Here is a 15,824-nt window from a genome sequence, read left to right on the forward strand (position 1 = left end):
GAAAGCTGCGTATGGCCTACACGGACCACACCACAACGTGCTGGACCTGCGCCGCCGTCAACTCCCTGCCCCAATCCGGTCACTCAACGGGCCTGCCTGCTGACCTACGCCCCTGGGGCCTCAGCCGACCATCCCGCCGCCTCGCTCAGTCCTGTTCTGCACACCACCCATCAGGCGGTGTCGCCTCCATCCTGGGCTGGCCGAGAAAGAGTCGGCCGGGTTAGGCACGAGCGTGATCAGAATGACGACCCCCGTTCAATGCGGCATAACCAGGACATCCCGCGCTCAGGACAGCGCCAGAGCACTCACAGGTACCGCTCCCCTCCGCCACCGCAACGCGAAAACCCGAGACACGGCGACACGAGACAAAGCAAGGCCGGGGACGCCGGACACACGGCGTAGCGGCGTAGCGGCGTAGCGGCGTAGCGGCGTAGCGGCGTAGCGGCGTAGCGGCGTAGCGGCGTAGCGGCGTAGCGGCGTAGCGGCGTAGCGGCGTAGCGGCGTAGCGGCGTAGCGGCGTAGCGGCGTAGCGGCGTAGCGGCGTAGCGGCGTAGCGGCGTAGCGGCGTAGCGGCGTAGCGGCGTAGCGGCGTAGCGGCGTAGCGGCGTAGCGGCGTAGCGGCGTAGGACGCAATGGGGCGCGGCGGACGCGGAGACACGAGACATGGCGGACGCGCGGGGAAACAGGACGCGGGAAATGGCGACACCGGGACGTAGTGTCACCGGGACTCCGGACGCGGGACACTGCTTTTGGTGCCCAGCTGTCCAAGGCCCTGCCGCGGAGCCCTCCGTCTTCGCAAGCAAACACACCAGGACGCAATCAACCCCAGCCCTGCATGAGATGCGCGGACGAGCGGGGCAGACCGTCGTCAGGTTGAGCCACAGCCCGCCAACACCGGAAGTTGCGCGTGAGCAGCCCACCCAGTCCCGCCTGAGTGGGTTGGCGGAGCTCGCCAATATGGACGGTGAGCGCTCAAGACGCCAGGACCGGCTCCCCCAGCTCAGGACGTCCGCGCCGTGCGCGTCCGCCTACCGCTGACACCCATCCCAGTGATTCATCCAGCGCCAGCGCCAGCGCCCCATCCCGCCCTACGAGCATGGGCGCGGCACCACAGCACCCCCAGATGACGCCGCCTATTTCCAGGTCCCCCAATGGACCATGTAGACGGATGCCGCAGCTCCTTGACGGCCGCCGGGCTATCGCGCCGTTGTCCAGCGATTGTGTCGGCGTGTGGCCGTACGAATGGCGTCGCGCACCAACGAATCCTCCGTTGGTGCGCGGTGCCCGGGCAGCGTGCCGTGATTACCGGCGTCGCCTCGTACCACTGGACGTGGTGTCGGCGACGCCGGTACTCGCGGCTACACAGACTCGTCGATAGTGCGTCGCCTTCTAGCGGCGTCCGAGACGGATCCGTCGGGTCAGGGACAGGACGCCCGACATGGCCGTCAGGACGAGGGCCGCGCCGAGGACCCACAGGGCGCCGATTTTGACATCGGCGTTGATCGGCTCGGACGCCGCCACCGGGCGGTGCCCGCCGACCATGTCAGCGGCAGCGGGGGTCTCGGGGACCTTCACGTCCGTGGTGACGGGCAGCTTGGACAGCGAGGGCAGGGCGACACCGTCCGGCCTCGGCAGGCCCGCGGACCCGGTGGGCAGCTGGGACGTGGCGTTCGGGAGCTGCGAGGTCGCGTTCGAGAGCTGCGACACGACGGTGCCGGTGGGGAGTTGACCCGCGTCCACGGGCATGGTGTCGCGAGCGGCTCGGGCCCGAGGCATCGCCGCTGCCGCGGGCAGCGCCGTGGTGGCCGCCGACATCGGGTTGACAGGCAGCATGCTGGTGTCGACCGGCAGAGCCTCCGGGTTGACGGGCAGGGACGCGGGGTTGACCGGGAGCGCGGCGGTGTCGACCGGCAGCGCGGCGGTGTCCAGCGGAAGCGCGGCCGGGTTCACCGGCAACGACGCCGGAAGCATCGGCGGATCCACCGGCAACGAACCCAGCAACGGAAGCTGCGTGGGCGCGGGAACGCGCTTGGCCGAGCCGACGGGCAGCGTGGTGGTGTTGATCGGGAGAGCCGCCGTGTTGATCGGCAGCGTCGATGCGTCGACCGGCAGCGTCCCGACTAGCGGAAGCCCCGTGGAAGCGGCGGTGCGCTGGCCCGAGCCGACCGGCAGAGCCGCTGGGTTCACCGGCAGGGACGCGGGGTTGACCGGCAGCGCGGCAGTGTCGACCGGCAGCGCGGCGGTGTCCAGCGGAAGCGCGGCCGGGTTCAGCGGCAACGACGCCGGAAGCGTCGACGGATCCACCGGCAACGAACCCAGCAACGGAAGCTGCGTGGGCGCGGGAACGCGCTTGGCCGAGCCGACGGGCAGCTTTCCGGTGAGATCGCTCGTGTCGGGCAACTTGGTGCCGTTGATCGCGTCGGGCAGCGTGTGGCCGCCGACCGGGCCGGGCAGGGGCATCCCGTCGGCCGAGCCGGGCAGAGTCGTTCCCCCGATGGGACCGGGGAGAGTCGTCCCGTCCACCGGACCAGGCAGGGTGGTCGCGTTGGCCGGGGCGGGGAGGGTGGTGGCCGTGCGCTCCGCCTGGAGAGCGGGCGTCCTGGGCTCCGCCGGGAGGGCGGGGGGCCTGGGCAGGGCGGGGAGGGCCGAGGTCGGGCTCAGCGGCAGGGCCTTGGACAGCTTGGGTACCGAGGGCAGCGTCGGCACGTCGGCCGGAGCGCTACCCGGGAGCAGCTTGCCGTCGTCCTGGGCGCGGGACGTGCTGGGGATGACGCCGCCCCAGCTGGGGCCGTCATCGCACTGCGGTTCCGGGTGTCCGGCGACACCGACGGTGTTCCCGCACACATCCATAGGAGCCTTCGTGGGGGCGTTGCCTTGGTTGCCACCGCCCACACTGGAGTTGCCGGACGTCGTCGAGCCCGATCCATGCGTCCCCTTGACGACGGCGGACCCGTCACACGCGGCCGCACCCGCACCGAGGACGGCGACGGCGTTTCCGCAGACGTTCACCGGGACGCTCACCGGCGCGTTGACCTGGTTGCCCGCGATCACGCCGGACGTCCCCGAGGTGCTCTGCCCGCCGCCCGAGCCGCCGTGCACGTGCGCGCCGCCCTCGCAGAAGGCGCCCGCCTCGCCGAGCACCGCGACCGCGTTGCCGCAGGCGCTCACCGGGATGCTGACCGGGGCGTTCACCTGGTTCCCGCCGAGGACGCTGGACGTCCCGTCGGTGTTCTGGCCACCCGACCCGTGCGCGCCGTTGCGGACCGAGGCACTGCCGTCGCAACCCGCGATCGCGTTGCCCACGGCGTTCCCGCAGACATCGACGGGGGCGCTGACCGGCGCGTTCACCTGATTGCCACCGCCGACGCTGGATTTGCCGGACGTCGATTGCCCGCCCGACCCGTAGCCGCCGTGATCGACCTTGGCGCCGTTCTTGACCTTCGCGCCGCCCTCGCAGCTGGCGACGGCGGTGCCGAAGATGGCGGCGGAGTTGCCGCAGACGCTGATCGGGGCGGAGATCGGCGCGTGCACCTGGTTGCCCGCGATCACGCCGCTCTCGCCGCTGGTCTTCTGACCGCCCTTGCCACCGTTGATGACGTGCGCGCCGCCGGCGCAGCCCGCCTCGGCGGTCCCGAAGATGGCGATCGCGTTACCGCAGGCGTTGACGGGCGCCGAGATCGGCGCGTTCACCTGGTTACCGGAGCCGACACCCGACTTGCCCGAGGTCTTCTGGCCGCCGCCTCCACCGTTGTGGACGGACGCACCGCCCCGGCAGCTCGCGTCCGCCGTGCCGAAGATGGCGATCGCATTGCCGCAGGCGTTGATCGGCGCCGAGATCGGCGCGTTCACCTGGTTACCCGAGCCGACACCCGACTTGCCGGACGTCTCCTGGCCCTTCCCGCCGCGGTTCTTGACCGACGAGCCGCCCTTGGACCCGGCGGCGGCGCCTCCGGCCGCGGCGGCCGCGTTGCCGCTGGCGTCGATCGGCACCGAGACCGGAAGGTTGAGCTGGTTGCCTCCGAGGACGCCGGACTCGCCGCTCGTCGTGTCGGCGAAAGCGCCGGTGGGGAGGGTGGTCGCACCGAGAGCGACAAAGCTCGCGGTGAGTACCGCGGCACGTGCCGTGCCTATGGCCCACGTTCGCATGATGCTCCGTTCGGGGGATGAATCGTGAAATGACAGTGGACAGATCGAGATCTGGGCGCGCCGAAACGCCTCCATGACGTGGTCACACCGATCTCGGGGGGATGACGCATCGCTGGAGGGATGCGTCCGTTCGGCCGGGCCCGAGCCGCACGGGCCGACGGCCGGAGCCGCGACGGTGCGCTAGTCGGGGGCGAAGGAGGGCTCGTCCGCTGCTGTGCGGACGAGCGGCGGGACCGCGCCCGGATCGGCCGTCAAGACCGACCGCTGAAGCCCGGCCGTCCAGAATCGGCGGCCGGGGACCCCGGCCAGGAGGATGGGCACGATCAGCCCGCCCGCCTGGGCCGTTGACGGAAGCAGCACCTGACGTGGCTGCTCGGGCGCCTGCGGCTGCTCGTCCTGGACGACCGGACGATGCTCCGCCGTGGCCCGTTTGGGGACGACGGCCATACGTCGCGCCGTCGCCTTACGCCCCCGATGCACCGACCGGCTGGGCGCGGGAGAACCCTTGTCCGCCCGCATGGCCTTTCTCGCCGTGCCGGACGCGCGCCCGGTCGGCTCGACCGAGGGCGCGGCAGCGGGGAGGGTCTCCGCCTTCTTCTCTTCGGGGACGGACCTGACGAGCTTCTGCGGCAGGCCCTTCCCCGCGATCGGGGCCGTCGTGGCGGCCCGGACCGCGCGATCGAGCACCGGGTTGGACGGCAGCCGGGGCTCGTCGGCATGCGCGGCGGACAGCCCACCGAGCAACCACCCGCCGACGGCGAGCCCCACGATCACCAGGAGGCGACGGACCACAGGGCGCGACAGGACGGAGACCGTCCGTGTCCACACCCGCGCGACCGTCACGAAGCCCCCTCGGAATCACCAACCAGTTCCTACGGAAGGTGACCGTAGCACCACGGACCGCGCATGCGACGGTTATCCACAGGAAAATTCAGGAGCGATCAAGGAATTGGTCGAGAACCCGCACGCCAAAGCGCAGACCGTCGACCGGAACCCGTTCATCAACACCATGGAACATTCCGGAAAAGTCCAGTTCCGGCGGAAGTCTGAGCGGCGCGAAACCGAAGCAGCGCATCCCCAGCCGCGCGAACGCCTTGGCGTCCGTCCCACCGCTCAGACAGTACGGAACCGGCAGCGCGCCCGGGTCTTCCGAGGTCAGCGCGGCTTCCATGGCCGCGACCAGCGCACCCTCGTAATCGGTCTCGATCGCCTGGTCGTGATGGATGAATTCTCGCCCGACGTCCGGTCCGAGCAATTCGTCCACGGTCGCGAAGAACTCATCTTCGTGCCCGGGGAGAAAACGCCCGTCCACCTGAGCGCTCGCCGTCTGCGGAATGACATTCGTCTTGTACCCGGCATCCAGCCGCGTCGGATTGAGCGTGTTCTTGAGCGTCGCCCCGATCATGCGCGCCAGCGGCCCGATCTCGTCCAGGCACCGCTCCGGGTTGTCCGGGTCGAACTCCACCCCATACGCCAGGCAGGCCCGCTCCAGGAACGCCCGCACGGTCTTGGTCAGCCGCACAGGGAACTCATGCGAGCCCAAACGAGCGACAGCCGCCGCCAACGCAGTCACAGCGTTGTCCGGATGCACCATCGACCCGTGCCCAGCCGTCCCCTTGGCGGACAACTGCATCCACCCGATGCCCTTCTCAGCCGTCTCGATGAGATACAGCCGCCGATCCCCCGGCACCGTAAGGCTGAACCCACCAACCTCCCCCACGGCCTCCGTGCACCCCTCGAACAACCCAGGATGCTCGTCCACGAGCCACTGAGCCCCCCACTTCCCCCCGGCCTCCTCATCGGCCAGGAAGGCAAGCACCACGTCCCGGGGAGGCTTACGCCCCTCCCGCATCCGCTCCCGGACGACCGCAAGGATCATGGCGTCCATGTCCTTCATGTCGACGGCCCCGCGCCCCCACACACACCCATCGGCGATCTCCCCGCCAAACGGGTCACGCGTCCAGTCGTCCTTCTGCGCCGGCACCACATCCAGGTGCCCGTGCAACAACAACGCGTCCCGGCTGGAGTCCTCCCCCTCGATCCGCGCCACCAGGCTCGTCCGCTTCGGGTGCGACTCGAACAGCTGAGACTCGACCCCCACCTCGGCGAGCTTCTCCGCCACATACTCCGCCGCCACCCGCTCCCCGGGCCCCGAATGATCCCCCGGGTTGCTCGTATCGATCCGGATCAGCTCCTGGCACAGCCGAACGACCTCGTCCTCAGCGCTCACAGCACTCCTCCCATACCAACACACCCGGTACCCCCCATCGTGCCCCCCGATCGACTTCGCGCGCGACTCAGGACCTTTGGTATGGTGAAGCCCGCCGCAGCGCCCCTGCGGCCATGCACACTCGTCCGGGTGGCGGAATAGGCAGACGCGCTAGCTTGAGGTGCTAGTGCCCTTTACGGGGCATGGGGGTTCAAGTCCCCCCTCGGACACACTATTTGTACATGCCCGACTACTTTCGGGCATGACCCAACGTCACCCGCGCCCAGCTACCGGCAGGTGTCGGGTGATTTGTTATCCGACGGGCTTGCCTCCCTTCTGTTTCTCCGCTGTGAGTAGTACCGCTTTCAGCGGGCGCGGTCGATGATGACCTTCACCGCTTTCGGGGTGTCGGTTCGCAGGGCACGCGTCTCAGGGTCGTAGGTCAGCGTGATCCCATGGGCACGCAGGTAGGCAATGACATCCTCGGCGCCCAGCGGCGCGGACGGTCGGCGGCCGTGGGCAGATCCGGTCAGGAGAACGTACAACGCCAGCAGGTGGGCGAGGATGTGGTCCTCGCGGATGTAGAGGTTCTTCGGACGTTCGAGGCTGGGCGTGTTGGCGCTGGTGTGGCCGTGCCGACAGCGGTAGGCGGCGCGGTCGTTAGACCAGCATGATTCCAGCCGCCGCCCGCACAGGCCGCAGCGCAGCAGCCCGGCCAGCAGATAACGGCGCTCCGGGGCGGAGCCCTCGCGTGCAGCGCGCATGCCCTGGATGGCGATGAAGTCGGCCTCGCTGACCAGCGCCGGATGCGCGGGACGTGAAGAGATCACCCACCCGTCGGGAAGGTTCCAACGTTGCACCTGGCGGTGCCCGAGCCCGGTGTTGGACGGATCGAGCAGCTCATGGTCGGTGGGCTGGCGGTTCCACACCTGTCGCCCGGTGTAGCGCGGGTTGGACACGATCGACCGCACCGTGGTGACCATCCACGCCTGCCCCGAACGGTGGGCGTTGCGCTGGGGATCGGCCGCCGACGGGCAATCGATCTCCATGTCGTTGAGGGCGCGGGCGATGCGCGCGAGGCTGTGCCCGGCCAGCCGCTGCGCGAAGATCCACCGCACGATCGGTGCCGTCTCCGGGTCGTTGCGCATCCAGCTCCGCAACGACGCCAGCGCCCGCGACGGCCTGGCCATCCTGTCGGTCACCGACCGCATCACCAACCACCTCCTTGGCACTCACCCCGACGCCCCCGACCCCGCCGACATGCCCGCCGACGGCTACATCAGCACCGCCCGCCTCCACACCAGCCAGCCCCGCCCATGACACCCCCGCATCACGATCCCGAGCCTCTCTCACCCGCCGCAGCCTCCCTCAGCGCCGCCCTCCACGCCACCGGCACCACTACCCTCGCCCGCAGCACCTACCTCCACGCCTTCCACACCGCGCCCCCGGCGCCGCCACCCACCCCCACCACCGGCTCACCCTCGCCGCCCTCCTAGACGAACTCACCCGCACCGGCCTCATCACCACCCTGGCAAGCCGACAGAAATGGGATCCCGGTTCCCCGCCCCTCCCCGACTGGATCCGCATCCCCGCCAACAGTCCCACCAAGACCACCCCCGGGCCACGCCCCATGACGTCCTGGCAGCCCGAACTCGCCTGGGCCTACGACGCCCGGCTGACCACCCAGCAGACCGATGACCTCCAAGCCGTCAACCGCTGGCTCCGCGACACCAGCAGCAACTCCGACGCCCGCATGCCCCTCCCTCTCCGGGAGCGATCACACGAGATCTTCGGAGACGAGAAACGCCTCGATGCCCTGGTCTCCACCGCCCTGTTCGCCCCCTCGCGGCTCACCCTCGGCCCACTCGCCACCTACCGGCAAGCACCACCCATCGCCCAACAGCAGATCTCCGACCAATCCACCGCCCTGGTCATCAAGAACAGCGATACCTACGCCACTCTGCTCGCCCTCCTCACCCCCAAACCCGGCCCCATCGGCCACATCCTGTTCGGCTGCGGCCGCGCCTTCGAAGCATCCATCACTCAACTCACCCACCTCCCCAGCCTGCGCCGCATCCTCTACTACGGGGACCTGGACGCCGATGGCCTCGATATCCCCGCCCGCACCAGCGCGACCGCCCTCGAACAAAACCTCCCCGCCATCCAACCCGCCACCGGCCTCTACCGCCTCCTCCTCACCCGACCCCGCAGCCCCGGCCAACCAATCCCCCAAGTGCACGCCGTCCGCCTCGCCAACTGGCTCCCCGACGACCTCCAGGCCGCCGCACGGTCAGTACTCACCCAAGGCCACCGAATAGCCCAGGAGTCAACCAATCGGCGGGTCCTCCGCACCGACGCCCACCAAGATCTCTGGTTCCTTTGACCGACCGCGGACCCCCTTCTCCTACAGGAACCCAAGAGACGCTCGACGCCTATGCGATGGCGACACCAGTTGCGCGCTCATCGGCAGAGCCGAGCAGGCCAGCGCCCGACCGGCGGCAGAGGAGTGCGTCCGGGCCGCTGGCGACGCGAAATATTCGGTGGCTCTACCTGGCCCTACGGGTAGTGAAGTGACGACCAACTCGGTGGTGGGGCACGCTTCGAGGCGTACCGAGGCCGCGCCCTGACTCCGGTCGGCAAGCATCACAATGGCTTCGCCGCGTCGAGGTCACCGCTTCGAATCCCCCGAATTCGATGGATGATCTTCCTGTCGATCATCTACCCATCAAGATCATTTCCCTCCTTGGAGATACTTCCGCCACCCCCACCTTCCGCTCGGTGGCCTTCTCTGGCTCGGCTCACGGCTCGTTCGTTTCCAGGTTGTGGAGGATCTTGGCGGAGAGGTCAGCGAACTGGTCGAGCTCTTCGGGTGTGAGGCGGTCGACGAACAGGCGCCGGACTTCTTGGCCGTGGCGGGGCACGGCTTTTCTGAGCGCGTCGAGTCCTTCTGCGGTGAGCGCGACATGGACGCCGCGCGAGCCGCACCGCTCGCGGGCGATCAGGTTCCGTCGGCTCATCCGGGTGAGCTGGTGGTGCATGCGGCTCTTCTCCCAACCGGCTACCTGGCACAGCTCGTAGAGGCGCATGCGTCTGTCGGGCGATTCGGACAGCAGAGCCAGCACGGTGTAGTCGGCGTTGGACAGGCCGCTGGTCGCCTGAAGCTGCTGTTCGAGGCGTGCCCGCAGCAGCTCCACCATCCGGAAGGAGGTACGCCATGCGCGGAGCTCGCGTTCGGTCAATCCAAGATGCGCCATGGGAACATCCTAAACCAGGAGTTGACGCATCAACTCGATCAGGTACTGTCTAGTTGACACATCAACTCACTGATCGAGAAGGTGACAGGGCGGTCGGTTCCGTCTCCTACGCCATGGCGGGCGGCGGCGCGCGCCCTCGAACACCTGCGATCACCGCGTTTCGAATGGCCTTTTCCGAAGGAGGAGGAACGTGTCCAGCGGGCAGACCGAAGACGAGCGGCGCAAGAATGTCGCTCCGCGATTTGGACGTCGCAGTTTCCTGAAGACCTCGACAGTGGCCACGGCGGCGGGCGGCGTGGGCCTGCTCGCGGCCTCTCCGGCCACCGCGCAGGACCGTGACCAGGCGCCGCCGAGGGACAGCGGCGCCCGCGGACGCCGCTACGTCGTCCGGGGCGGGGCGGTGATGTCGATGGACCCGAAGGTGGGCGACTCCGAGGTCGCCGACGTCCTGGTCGAGGGCAAGAAGATCGTCGCAGTCGGACGTGACTTGCGGGCCTCCGGCGCGGACGTGATCGACGCGCGCGGCCGCATCGTCATGCCGGGTTTCGTCGACACGCACCACCATTTGTTCGAGACGGCGGAGCGCGCGTTTCTGGCCAATGGCCTGCTCCTCGACGACCGCTCAGGCTCACCGAGCGCGAACCCGAACTACGGCAAGCACATTCTCGACGGGTTCCGGCTGGTGTACCGGCCGCAGGACGTGTACATCAATGATCTTTTCGCGGGACTTTCCCAGCTTGACGCGGGCGTCACCACGGTGCTGGACGTATCGCAGATCCACCATTCCCCGGAGCACACCGACGCGGCGATCCAGGCGCTGATCGACACCGGGCGGCGCGCCGCGTTCGGCTATTTCGAGGGTGACGGCCGCGCCACAGCCCAGTATCCGGAGGACGCCCGCCGCATCAGGGACCGCTGGTTCTCCTCGGACGACCAGCTCGTGAGCATGGTCATGGGCGGCGAACTCCACCTCGGCAAAAATGTGTACACCCGGTCCTGGGCGATCGCCCGCGAGCTGGACATCAAGATCGCGGCGCACTCGGTCGGGTCGTGGGGGATGCTGCCGGTCTTCGAAGACCTCGCCCAGGGGACCGCCGGGGTCCGGGTGGGGCCGGACAACCTGTTCTTTCACATGACCGGGATGTCCGACCGGGTCTGGAAACGGTTTCGGGACTCCGGCGCGCAGGTCTCGCTCGCCTTCCCGATCGAGATGGTCATGCGGCACGGCACCCCGCCGATCCTCAAGATGCAGGAGCTCGGCATGGAGCCCTCGCTGAGCTCCGACGTCGAGACGACGATGGCCGCTGACCCGTTCACGCTGATGCGCTCTGCCATGATCATGCAGCGTATGGTCGTCAACCAGATCGTCCTGGACCAGGGCGACCCTGTGCCGCCCAACAACTGGCCCACGCCGGCCGAGGGAACGCCGGAGCTCCTCACCGTCCGCGACGTGCTGCGCTACGGGACCGTCAACGGTGCAAAACACCTCGGGCTCGCCGGTAAGACGGGCACGCTCACGCCCGGCCAGGAGGCCGACATCGTCGTGCTCGACGCCACCGCGCTCAACGTGGCCCCGCTCAACAGCGTGCCTGGAGCGGTCGTCACGTTGATGGACCGCACGAACGTCGAGACGGTGATCGTCGCCGGCAAGGTTCGCAAGTGGCGAGGGCGCCTGCTCGACGCCGACCTCGGCCGTCTGCGACGCGAACTCGAAGCGTCACGCGACTACCTCTTCAAGGCGGCCGACATACGGCAGGACCTTTTCGCATACAGCTAAAGGTCTGGATGGTGCAGATGCTGCCGGTCGCGATGGAGGAGATGAAGGCGGCCGGCAGCATGGGCGCCGATGTCGGTTTGTACGACGCCGCTGAATGAGGCGTGCCGATCAGGGCTCGTGAGTGGGACGTTGTCCCAGGCCCAGGTGGCGATGCCCACACGGTTGCGGACGGACAGCTTGCGCTGGATGGCGGCCAGATGGTTCTTGACGGTGGTCCAGAGCGTCCTGGCCGAGCTCAAGAACCAGGACGCGCAGGTGCGCATCGAGCGCTACACCAGCCGGACCGACACCGGCACCGCGACGACCGTGCCGCAGGAGATGTCCATCGAGAGGACGGACGCCCGGTCGGCACGGCGGTGGTCGAGCCCGGCCAGACGCTCCTGGACGCAGGACTGGCGGCGGGACTACTGATGCCCTATTCCTGCACCGTCGGCAACGACGGCTACGTACTGACCTGCGCGAGCTGCCCGCTGTCGGAAGTCACCCTCGACATCACCGGTACAGGGTGACCTTGCTCAGTCCCGGCGCGAAGGCACATTGGCGCGTGCCGCGCCCCGGCCCGCCGGCCTGCGGGCGCTGGACACTGCCGGGTTCACCCACCTGATCCCGGACATCGGGGGCTCACCTAACGACATAGGTGAAGCCCTAACCATCTGGGCTAACACCGCGAAACCGCAACCTACGCACATAGTTCGCGGCCTGTCGGAACCCGCGACCACGAACGCACGGCCCCAGCGGAATCGCCGTCTACCTGCGACAAAACGTCAGCTGGTGGCTGGTGACAGCTCCCCTACCGACAGGCCGTATTCCGGTGGCACCCGTTCAGGCGGTCCATTCGCAGTCGTCGGCGTCGTCGAGGAACACGGGGCGGTCGTCGGCGTGCGAGAGTTCTTCCAGGTCGATCTCGTCTGCGGGCGAGTGTTCGCGGTCCTGCGGCGTCATTGGCTTGCTCCCCTCGTTCGGCGTCCCGGTGTGGTCGATGATCTCAGCGGGGTGGGCGCGGGGCTGCCCCATCAGAGCCCCCCGGTAGCACTGACGACGTTTTTGCCGGATATAGCCGCGACCTGCGGTGACGTCGGGGTTTGGGGCACGAGGTGCCGGAGTGCAGAGGTCCGTCCATGGAGGACGGCAATCTGGTGGCGGCGAAGTCGCCCGAGTCAACCGGCCTTCAGTATCGCGACGGCGACACTCAACAAGATCAATCCAAAGACCACTAGGTACAACGCCTGCGAGGTCGTGAACCGTCGCATGTCCACCTTGACCTTCTCCGGATTGTCCGCCAGGTACACCACGGGCACCTCCCGCCCCGTCGGCAGTTCATACCCCTTACCGCCCACGCCGGGCTGGAACGTCACAGTGTGTCCATGTTGGTCGGTGAAGGAGATGACGGGCTTCCAGTAGTGTCCCGAGTCGGTGCTCTCGCGCGTCTGGTCGACCACGAGGCCGCTGGTGCGTATCCCGTGCTGTCGTAGTCGGCGAACCAGTAGGGCGTTGTGCAGTCCGATCAGGAGAACCACCGTCCCGCTCATCGCGCACACAACGAAACCCAAGCCCATGTCGTTGCATCCTCCGTCTCGGCGGCTCTTCGTTCTCTGGAAAGTAGGACGCACCTCACCCGGAGGGAGTTGCGACGCAACCAGCAACACCTGGGCCTCGCCTCAGCGTCCCAACTCAGCCTCTGCTGGGCAGGCGGCAGAGGCCCATTGACCTAATGCGGACCGTGTTGGGCAAGGTCGGGCCCGCACAGAGACAGGCCCCTCCGCCATCGGCCCCGGCCGGATCCTTACCGCCGGTGCATCCAAGGCCCCCAGGACAACCCCGGCCCCACGGGACGGCCGCGCAGACCCATCACCTGTTGTTCCCGACGGGCCACGTTCTGTTCAAGCTCATGGGTGGCGAAATGTCCGCGGTGGCCGGGCGGCATCGAGTAAGAAGATGGGGACGCGTGGTGTGCACGAGTCCACGAGGGCGGCATTCCATTCGCAGGCTTCGGCGAGAGGAATACTACGTCGCCGGAGTATTGCTCCCTTGCAATGGCGCGAAGACCATATAAGACTTCATCTCATTTGGCGGGTTGGCGGTAGCCTGCCGTTCGTGGAGATGGTCGAGCGGTTGGTGCCCGCAGAGTTGTGGGAGCTATTTCAGCGGGTGATGCCGGGGGACGGTGGAGCGCTACGAGTACCACTGCCCCTGCGGCGACGGGAGGATCACCGAAGAGCACGACAACGTGCCGGGTTTCCGGGAGCACGATGTCCGGATCGACTGCGGCAAGTGCCGCGCGGAGTGGCGCTTCGTTGACGGCCAGGCCGTGCGGAAATGGGGTCTGGAGCCTATGGCGTAGGCGTCGCGAACTGACAGGCGACTGACGTAAGTGGCATACCTGTGACCGTGGGAGAAGCAGGCTATGCCGTCTCGTCGCGCTTGGGTGGCTGAATCATCAGCACATTCGAGACGCCGCCTTGATTCACGCAATCCTGAGCGAGGTCGTGGACGTGCCAGTAGTAGTCCAGCGCCGACTCGACCGCGTTCACGGTGGTCTCGACCGGCGTGTAGCGGTGCACAGGGACTGAGACGCCGTCGTAGGCATAGCCGAGGTTATCCTTCGTCAGTATCGTCAACGGCTGCTCGCCGGTCCACTCGATCCCGACACGCACGTCGTACTCGTCGTTGCCAGTCGTCTCCGCCGTCGTCCGGGCAAGCGCCATGAGGTCGGCTATGGCGCACTCGATAGCGGTGGACTCAACCTGCCAGCCCCCGAAGTACCCCTCGCTACTCATGCGATGCCCGCCTACCGCGGCGGCAACTGCGACCGAGCCGTCATGGTGAATGCTCATCCAAGCCTCCTTCCAGATCGAGCGCTCGCCGGTTGCCGTGTTCACGGCCACCCACCGGCGCAATCCGGGACGGGGGTTGTCGCGGTCGACGTTCTCCAGCGGATGGACGCCTCCACGCCCTGCATAGGTCAAGGCCAGCCCCACGGTCGTGGTCAGCACACCGCGGGCTTGTTCGCGGGTCAGGCGCTCGCGGAAGCGAGGAATGCGAGGGTGGGCGACCGCGATCAGCCAAGCACGCTTGCCGGAGTCTCGACCGCTGGCGGCTTCTGCGAACAGCGCATCCAGAGCCTCGGTTGCGTGTCGGCGCTCCTCGAACCGAGCGCGGTACATCGCCTCGATCTGCCGCTCCTTCATCCACACAGTGTCGGAATCGTTCCGCACTGGCGCCCCGAAGTAGTCGTTCTTGTAGATCAGATGTGGTCCGTCGATGCTCGCGGGCACCTCCACCACGACGGCCCGATTGCCCTCAGCTCCGAGGCGATACACGTTCAGGCCGAACACCGGCGGGGAAATCGCGGTGATCGCGGCACTCCGCAGGGAGCGTTCGTACGCCTCATCGAACTCCCCCACAGCGACTCGTTCCGTCGCCACCTTCTGCGACTCGCGCACGCCGAAGACGATGACACCGCCGCCGCTGTTCGCCATCGCAGCCACGTCCTTCGGAAAGTCGGTCTGCGGCAGACCCTTCACCGGCGGCAGCTCCGACTTCCAATCCAGATCAGTCGCCTCCACCACTGCTGCGGCCACCGCTGCATCGAGCAGGCCATCCGTCAGGGGCGCGGGTGCGAGTCCGAGCGCACGGTGGAGCGCGGTGAAGGTCATGCTCCAAGCCTAGGGAGGAATGCCGACATGATCCGAGGAGCCGCCGCTTCCTCCAAGCGCGTCCTGGTCGGCCTGCACCCGCGCGAGGACCGCACGCTCTGGGACGAGTACGAGATCAGCGACGTCGCGACCGTGCAGGCGTCGGCCCGGGCGGAGGCGGCGATCGGCATCCCCGGCACGGTGTTCCCGCTGATCGCGGCCGTCGGCACCCCGCTGGTCGGCTGCACCGACCCGGCGCTGTCGGTCCCGGACTACCTGTTGTCGGTCTGCTCCGCGACGATCGGTGCCGCGGCGGACGCGGCGGCGGTCGCCGGTGCGCGCCTGCCGGACGCCGCGACGCTCGCCGACGCCATCGGCCACGGTTTGGGTTGGGCAGTTCCTCCAGCAGGCGGCCCTGGATGTGCTTCAAGCTTGTCACGCCCGCACTGCGCCCCGGCGCCACCAACCGCTAAACCCACGTCGGCAGGGCACCCGCCCAGCCCTACCCCGAGCCGACATAGCTCCAGGTATCCGGTCATCGGCATGTGCGGGTGTTGCGCCAACCGTAGCCAGCTATGTGGTGTTGGGGTTCAAGCGTCCGGCTGCTCCGGCCTGTTTGACCAGGCGGCCCCACCGCTCGCGGCGTCCAAACCGCTCTGCAATCGCCTTACCTGAGGGCAGGTCTCCGATCGGAGTGCGATGGGCGAGGGCCCACTGCCACGCCTGACACTGCAGCCCCGATGCCGGTCGGCCGCTCCACGGCTGAACCTGATGCGCTGCCCCGGTCCCATCCGCTTGGGCCT

The 15,824-nt window shown here is 68.2% G+C and carries 13 protein-coding genes and 1 tRNA gene; 6 read left to right on the top strand and 8 right to left on the bottom strand.

Annotated features, from left to right (window positions below; translation table 11 throughout):
• Nucleotides 1–1,389 precede the first annotated feature (1,389 nt).
• From ACQPY4_RS39580 to ACQPY4_RS39590, 3 genes are all read right to left on the bottom strand, one after another.
• The gene (locus ACQPY4_RS39580) at nucleotides 1,390–4,146 is read right to left on the bottom strand and encodes a chaplin family protein (protein ID WP_433330146.1); all 2,757 of its coding nucleotides are present in this window, start codon (nucleotides 4,144–4,146) and stop codon (nucleotides 1,390–1,392) included.
• Between the two features lie 180 nt (nucleotides 4,147–4,326).
• Complete coding sequence (locus ACQPY4_RS39585; protein ID WP_433330148.1) at nucleotides 4,327–4,989, bottom strand: hypothetical protein; 663 nt, start codon at nucleotides 4,987–4,989, stop codon at nucleotides 4,327–4,329.
• A gap of 88 nt (nucleotides 4,990–5,077) precedes the next feature.
• Complete coding sequence (locus tag ACQPY4_RS39590; RefSeq protein WP_433330150.1) at nucleotides 5,078–6,376, bottom strand: M20/M25/M40 family metallo-hydrolase; 1,299 nt, start codon at nucleotides 6,374–6,376, stop codon at nucleotides 5,078–5,080.
• 123 nt (nucleotides 6,377–6,499) lie between these two features.
• On the opposite strand from ACQPY4_RS39590, the gene ACQPY4_RS39595 reads away from it, so the two are divergent.
• Nucleotides 6,500–6,585 (top strand) — tRNA-Leu (locus tag ACQPY4_RS39595).
• A 135-nt stretch (nucleotides 6,586–6,720) separates the two neighbouring features.
• Here ACQPY4_RS39595 and ACQPY4_RS39600 read toward each other — a convergent pair.
• Nucleotides 6,721–7,503 carry a recombinase family protein gene (locus tag ACQPY4_RS39600; protein WP_433330151.1) on the bottom strand — a complete coding sequence of 261 codons (783 nt, stop codon included), beginning with the start codon at nucleotides 7,501–7,503 and terminating at the stop codon, nucleotides 6,721–6,723.
• On the opposite strand from ACQPY4_RS39600, the gene ACQPY4_RS39605 reads away from it, so the two are divergent.
• Together ACQPY4_RS39605 and ACQPY4_RS39610 are read left to right on the top strand one after the other, a co-directional pair.
• Nucleotides 7,496–7,675 carry a hypothetical protein gene (locus ACQPY4_RS39605; protein WP_433330153.1) on the top strand — a complete coding sequence of 60 codons (180 nt, stop codon included), beginning with the start codon at nucleotides 7,496–7,498 and terminating at the stop codon, nucleotides 7,673–7,675. The two genes, ACQPY4_RS39600 and ACQPY4_RS39605, sit on opposite strands and share 8 nt — an antisense overlap.
• 310 nt (nucleotides 7,676–7,985) lie before the next feature.
• A complete protein-coding gene (locus tag ACQPY4_RS39610; RefSeq protein WP_433330155.1) occupies nucleotides 7,986–8,738 on the top strand; it encodes a Wadjet anti-phage system protein JetD domain-containing protein in 753 nt (250 codons plus the stop codon).
• A 415-nt stretch (nucleotides 8,739–9,153) separates the two neighbouring features.
• Here the strand turns inward: ACQPY4_RS39610 and ACQPY4_RS39615 are convergent, their stop codons facing one another.
• Nucleotides 9,154–9,609, bottom strand: coding sequence for a MarR family winged helix-turn-helix transcriptional regulator (locus ACQPY4_RS39615; RefSeq protein ID WP_207944769.1), 456 nt, complete (start codon nucleotides 9,607–9,609; stop codon nucleotides 9,154–9,156).
• Between the two features lie 190 nt (nucleotides 9,610–9,799).
• On the opposite strand from ACQPY4_RS39615, the gene ACQPY4_RS39620 reads away from it, so the two are divergent.
• Both ACQPY4_RS39620 and ACQPY4_RS39625 read left to right on the top strand, forming a co-directional pair.
• Nucleotides 9,800–11,386 carry an amidohydrolase family protein gene (locus tag ACQPY4_RS39620; protein ID WP_433330157.1) on the top strand — a complete coding sequence of 529 codons (1,587 nt, stop codon included), beginning with the start codon at nucleotides 9,800–9,802 and terminating at the stop codon, nucleotides 11,384–11,386.
• Nucleotides 11,387–11,572: 186 nt separating this feature from the next.
• Nucleotides 11,573–11,797 carry a hypothetical protein gene (locus ACQPY4_RS39625; RefSeq protein ID WP_433330159.1) on the top strand — a complete coding sequence of 75 codons (225 nt, stop codon included), beginning with the start codon at nucleotides 11,573–11,575 and terminating at the stop codon, nucleotides 11,795–11,797.
• A 411-nt stretch (nucleotides 11,798–12,208) separates the two neighbouring features.
• Here the strand turns inward: ACQPY4_RS39625 and ACQPY4_RS39630 are convergent, their stop codons facing one another.
• The 3 genes from ACQPY4_RS39630 to ACQPY4_RS39640 form a co-directional block, all read right to left on the bottom strand.
• Nucleotides 12,209–12,400, bottom strand: a complete 192-nt coding sequence (locus ACQPY4_RS39630; RefSeq protein WP_433330161.1) for a hypothetical protein — start codon at nucleotides 12,398–12,400, stop codon at nucleotides 12,209–12,211.
• Between the two features lie 143 nt (nucleotides 12,401–12,543).
• On the bottom strand, nucleotides 12,544–12,915 hold the full coding sequence (locus tag ACQPY4_RS39635; protein WP_433330163.1) for a DUF3592 domain-containing protein: 372 nt from the start codon (nucleotides 12,913–12,915) through the stop codon (nucleotides 12,544–12,546).
• Nucleotides 12,916–13,788: 873 nt separating this feature from the next.
• Nucleotides 13,789–15,042: an AlbA family DNA-binding domain-containing protein gene (locus tag ACQPY4_RS39640; RefSeq protein ID WP_433330165.1), complete on the bottom strand. Its 1,254-nt coding sequence runs from the start codon at nucleotides 15,040–15,042 to the stop codon at nucleotides 13,789–13,791.
• A gap of 27 nt (nucleotides 15,043–15,069) precedes the next feature.
• Between ACQPY4_RS39640 and ACQPY4_RS39645 the strand changes: the two genes are divergently transcribed.
• Nucleotides 15,070–15,696: a hypothetical protein gene (locus ACQPY4_RS39645; RefSeq protein ID WP_433330167.1), complete on the top strand. Its 627-nt coding sequence runs from the start codon at nucleotides 15,070–15,072 to the stop codon at nucleotides 15,694–15,696.
• The last annotated feature ends 128 nt before the right edge of the window (nucleotides 15,697–15,824 follow it).

Origin of the sequence: Spirillospora sp. CA-294931 (assembly GCF_050946795.1) — a bacterium.
GTDB lineage: Bacteria > Actinomycetota > Actinomycetes > Streptosporangiales > Streptosporangiaceae > Spirillospora.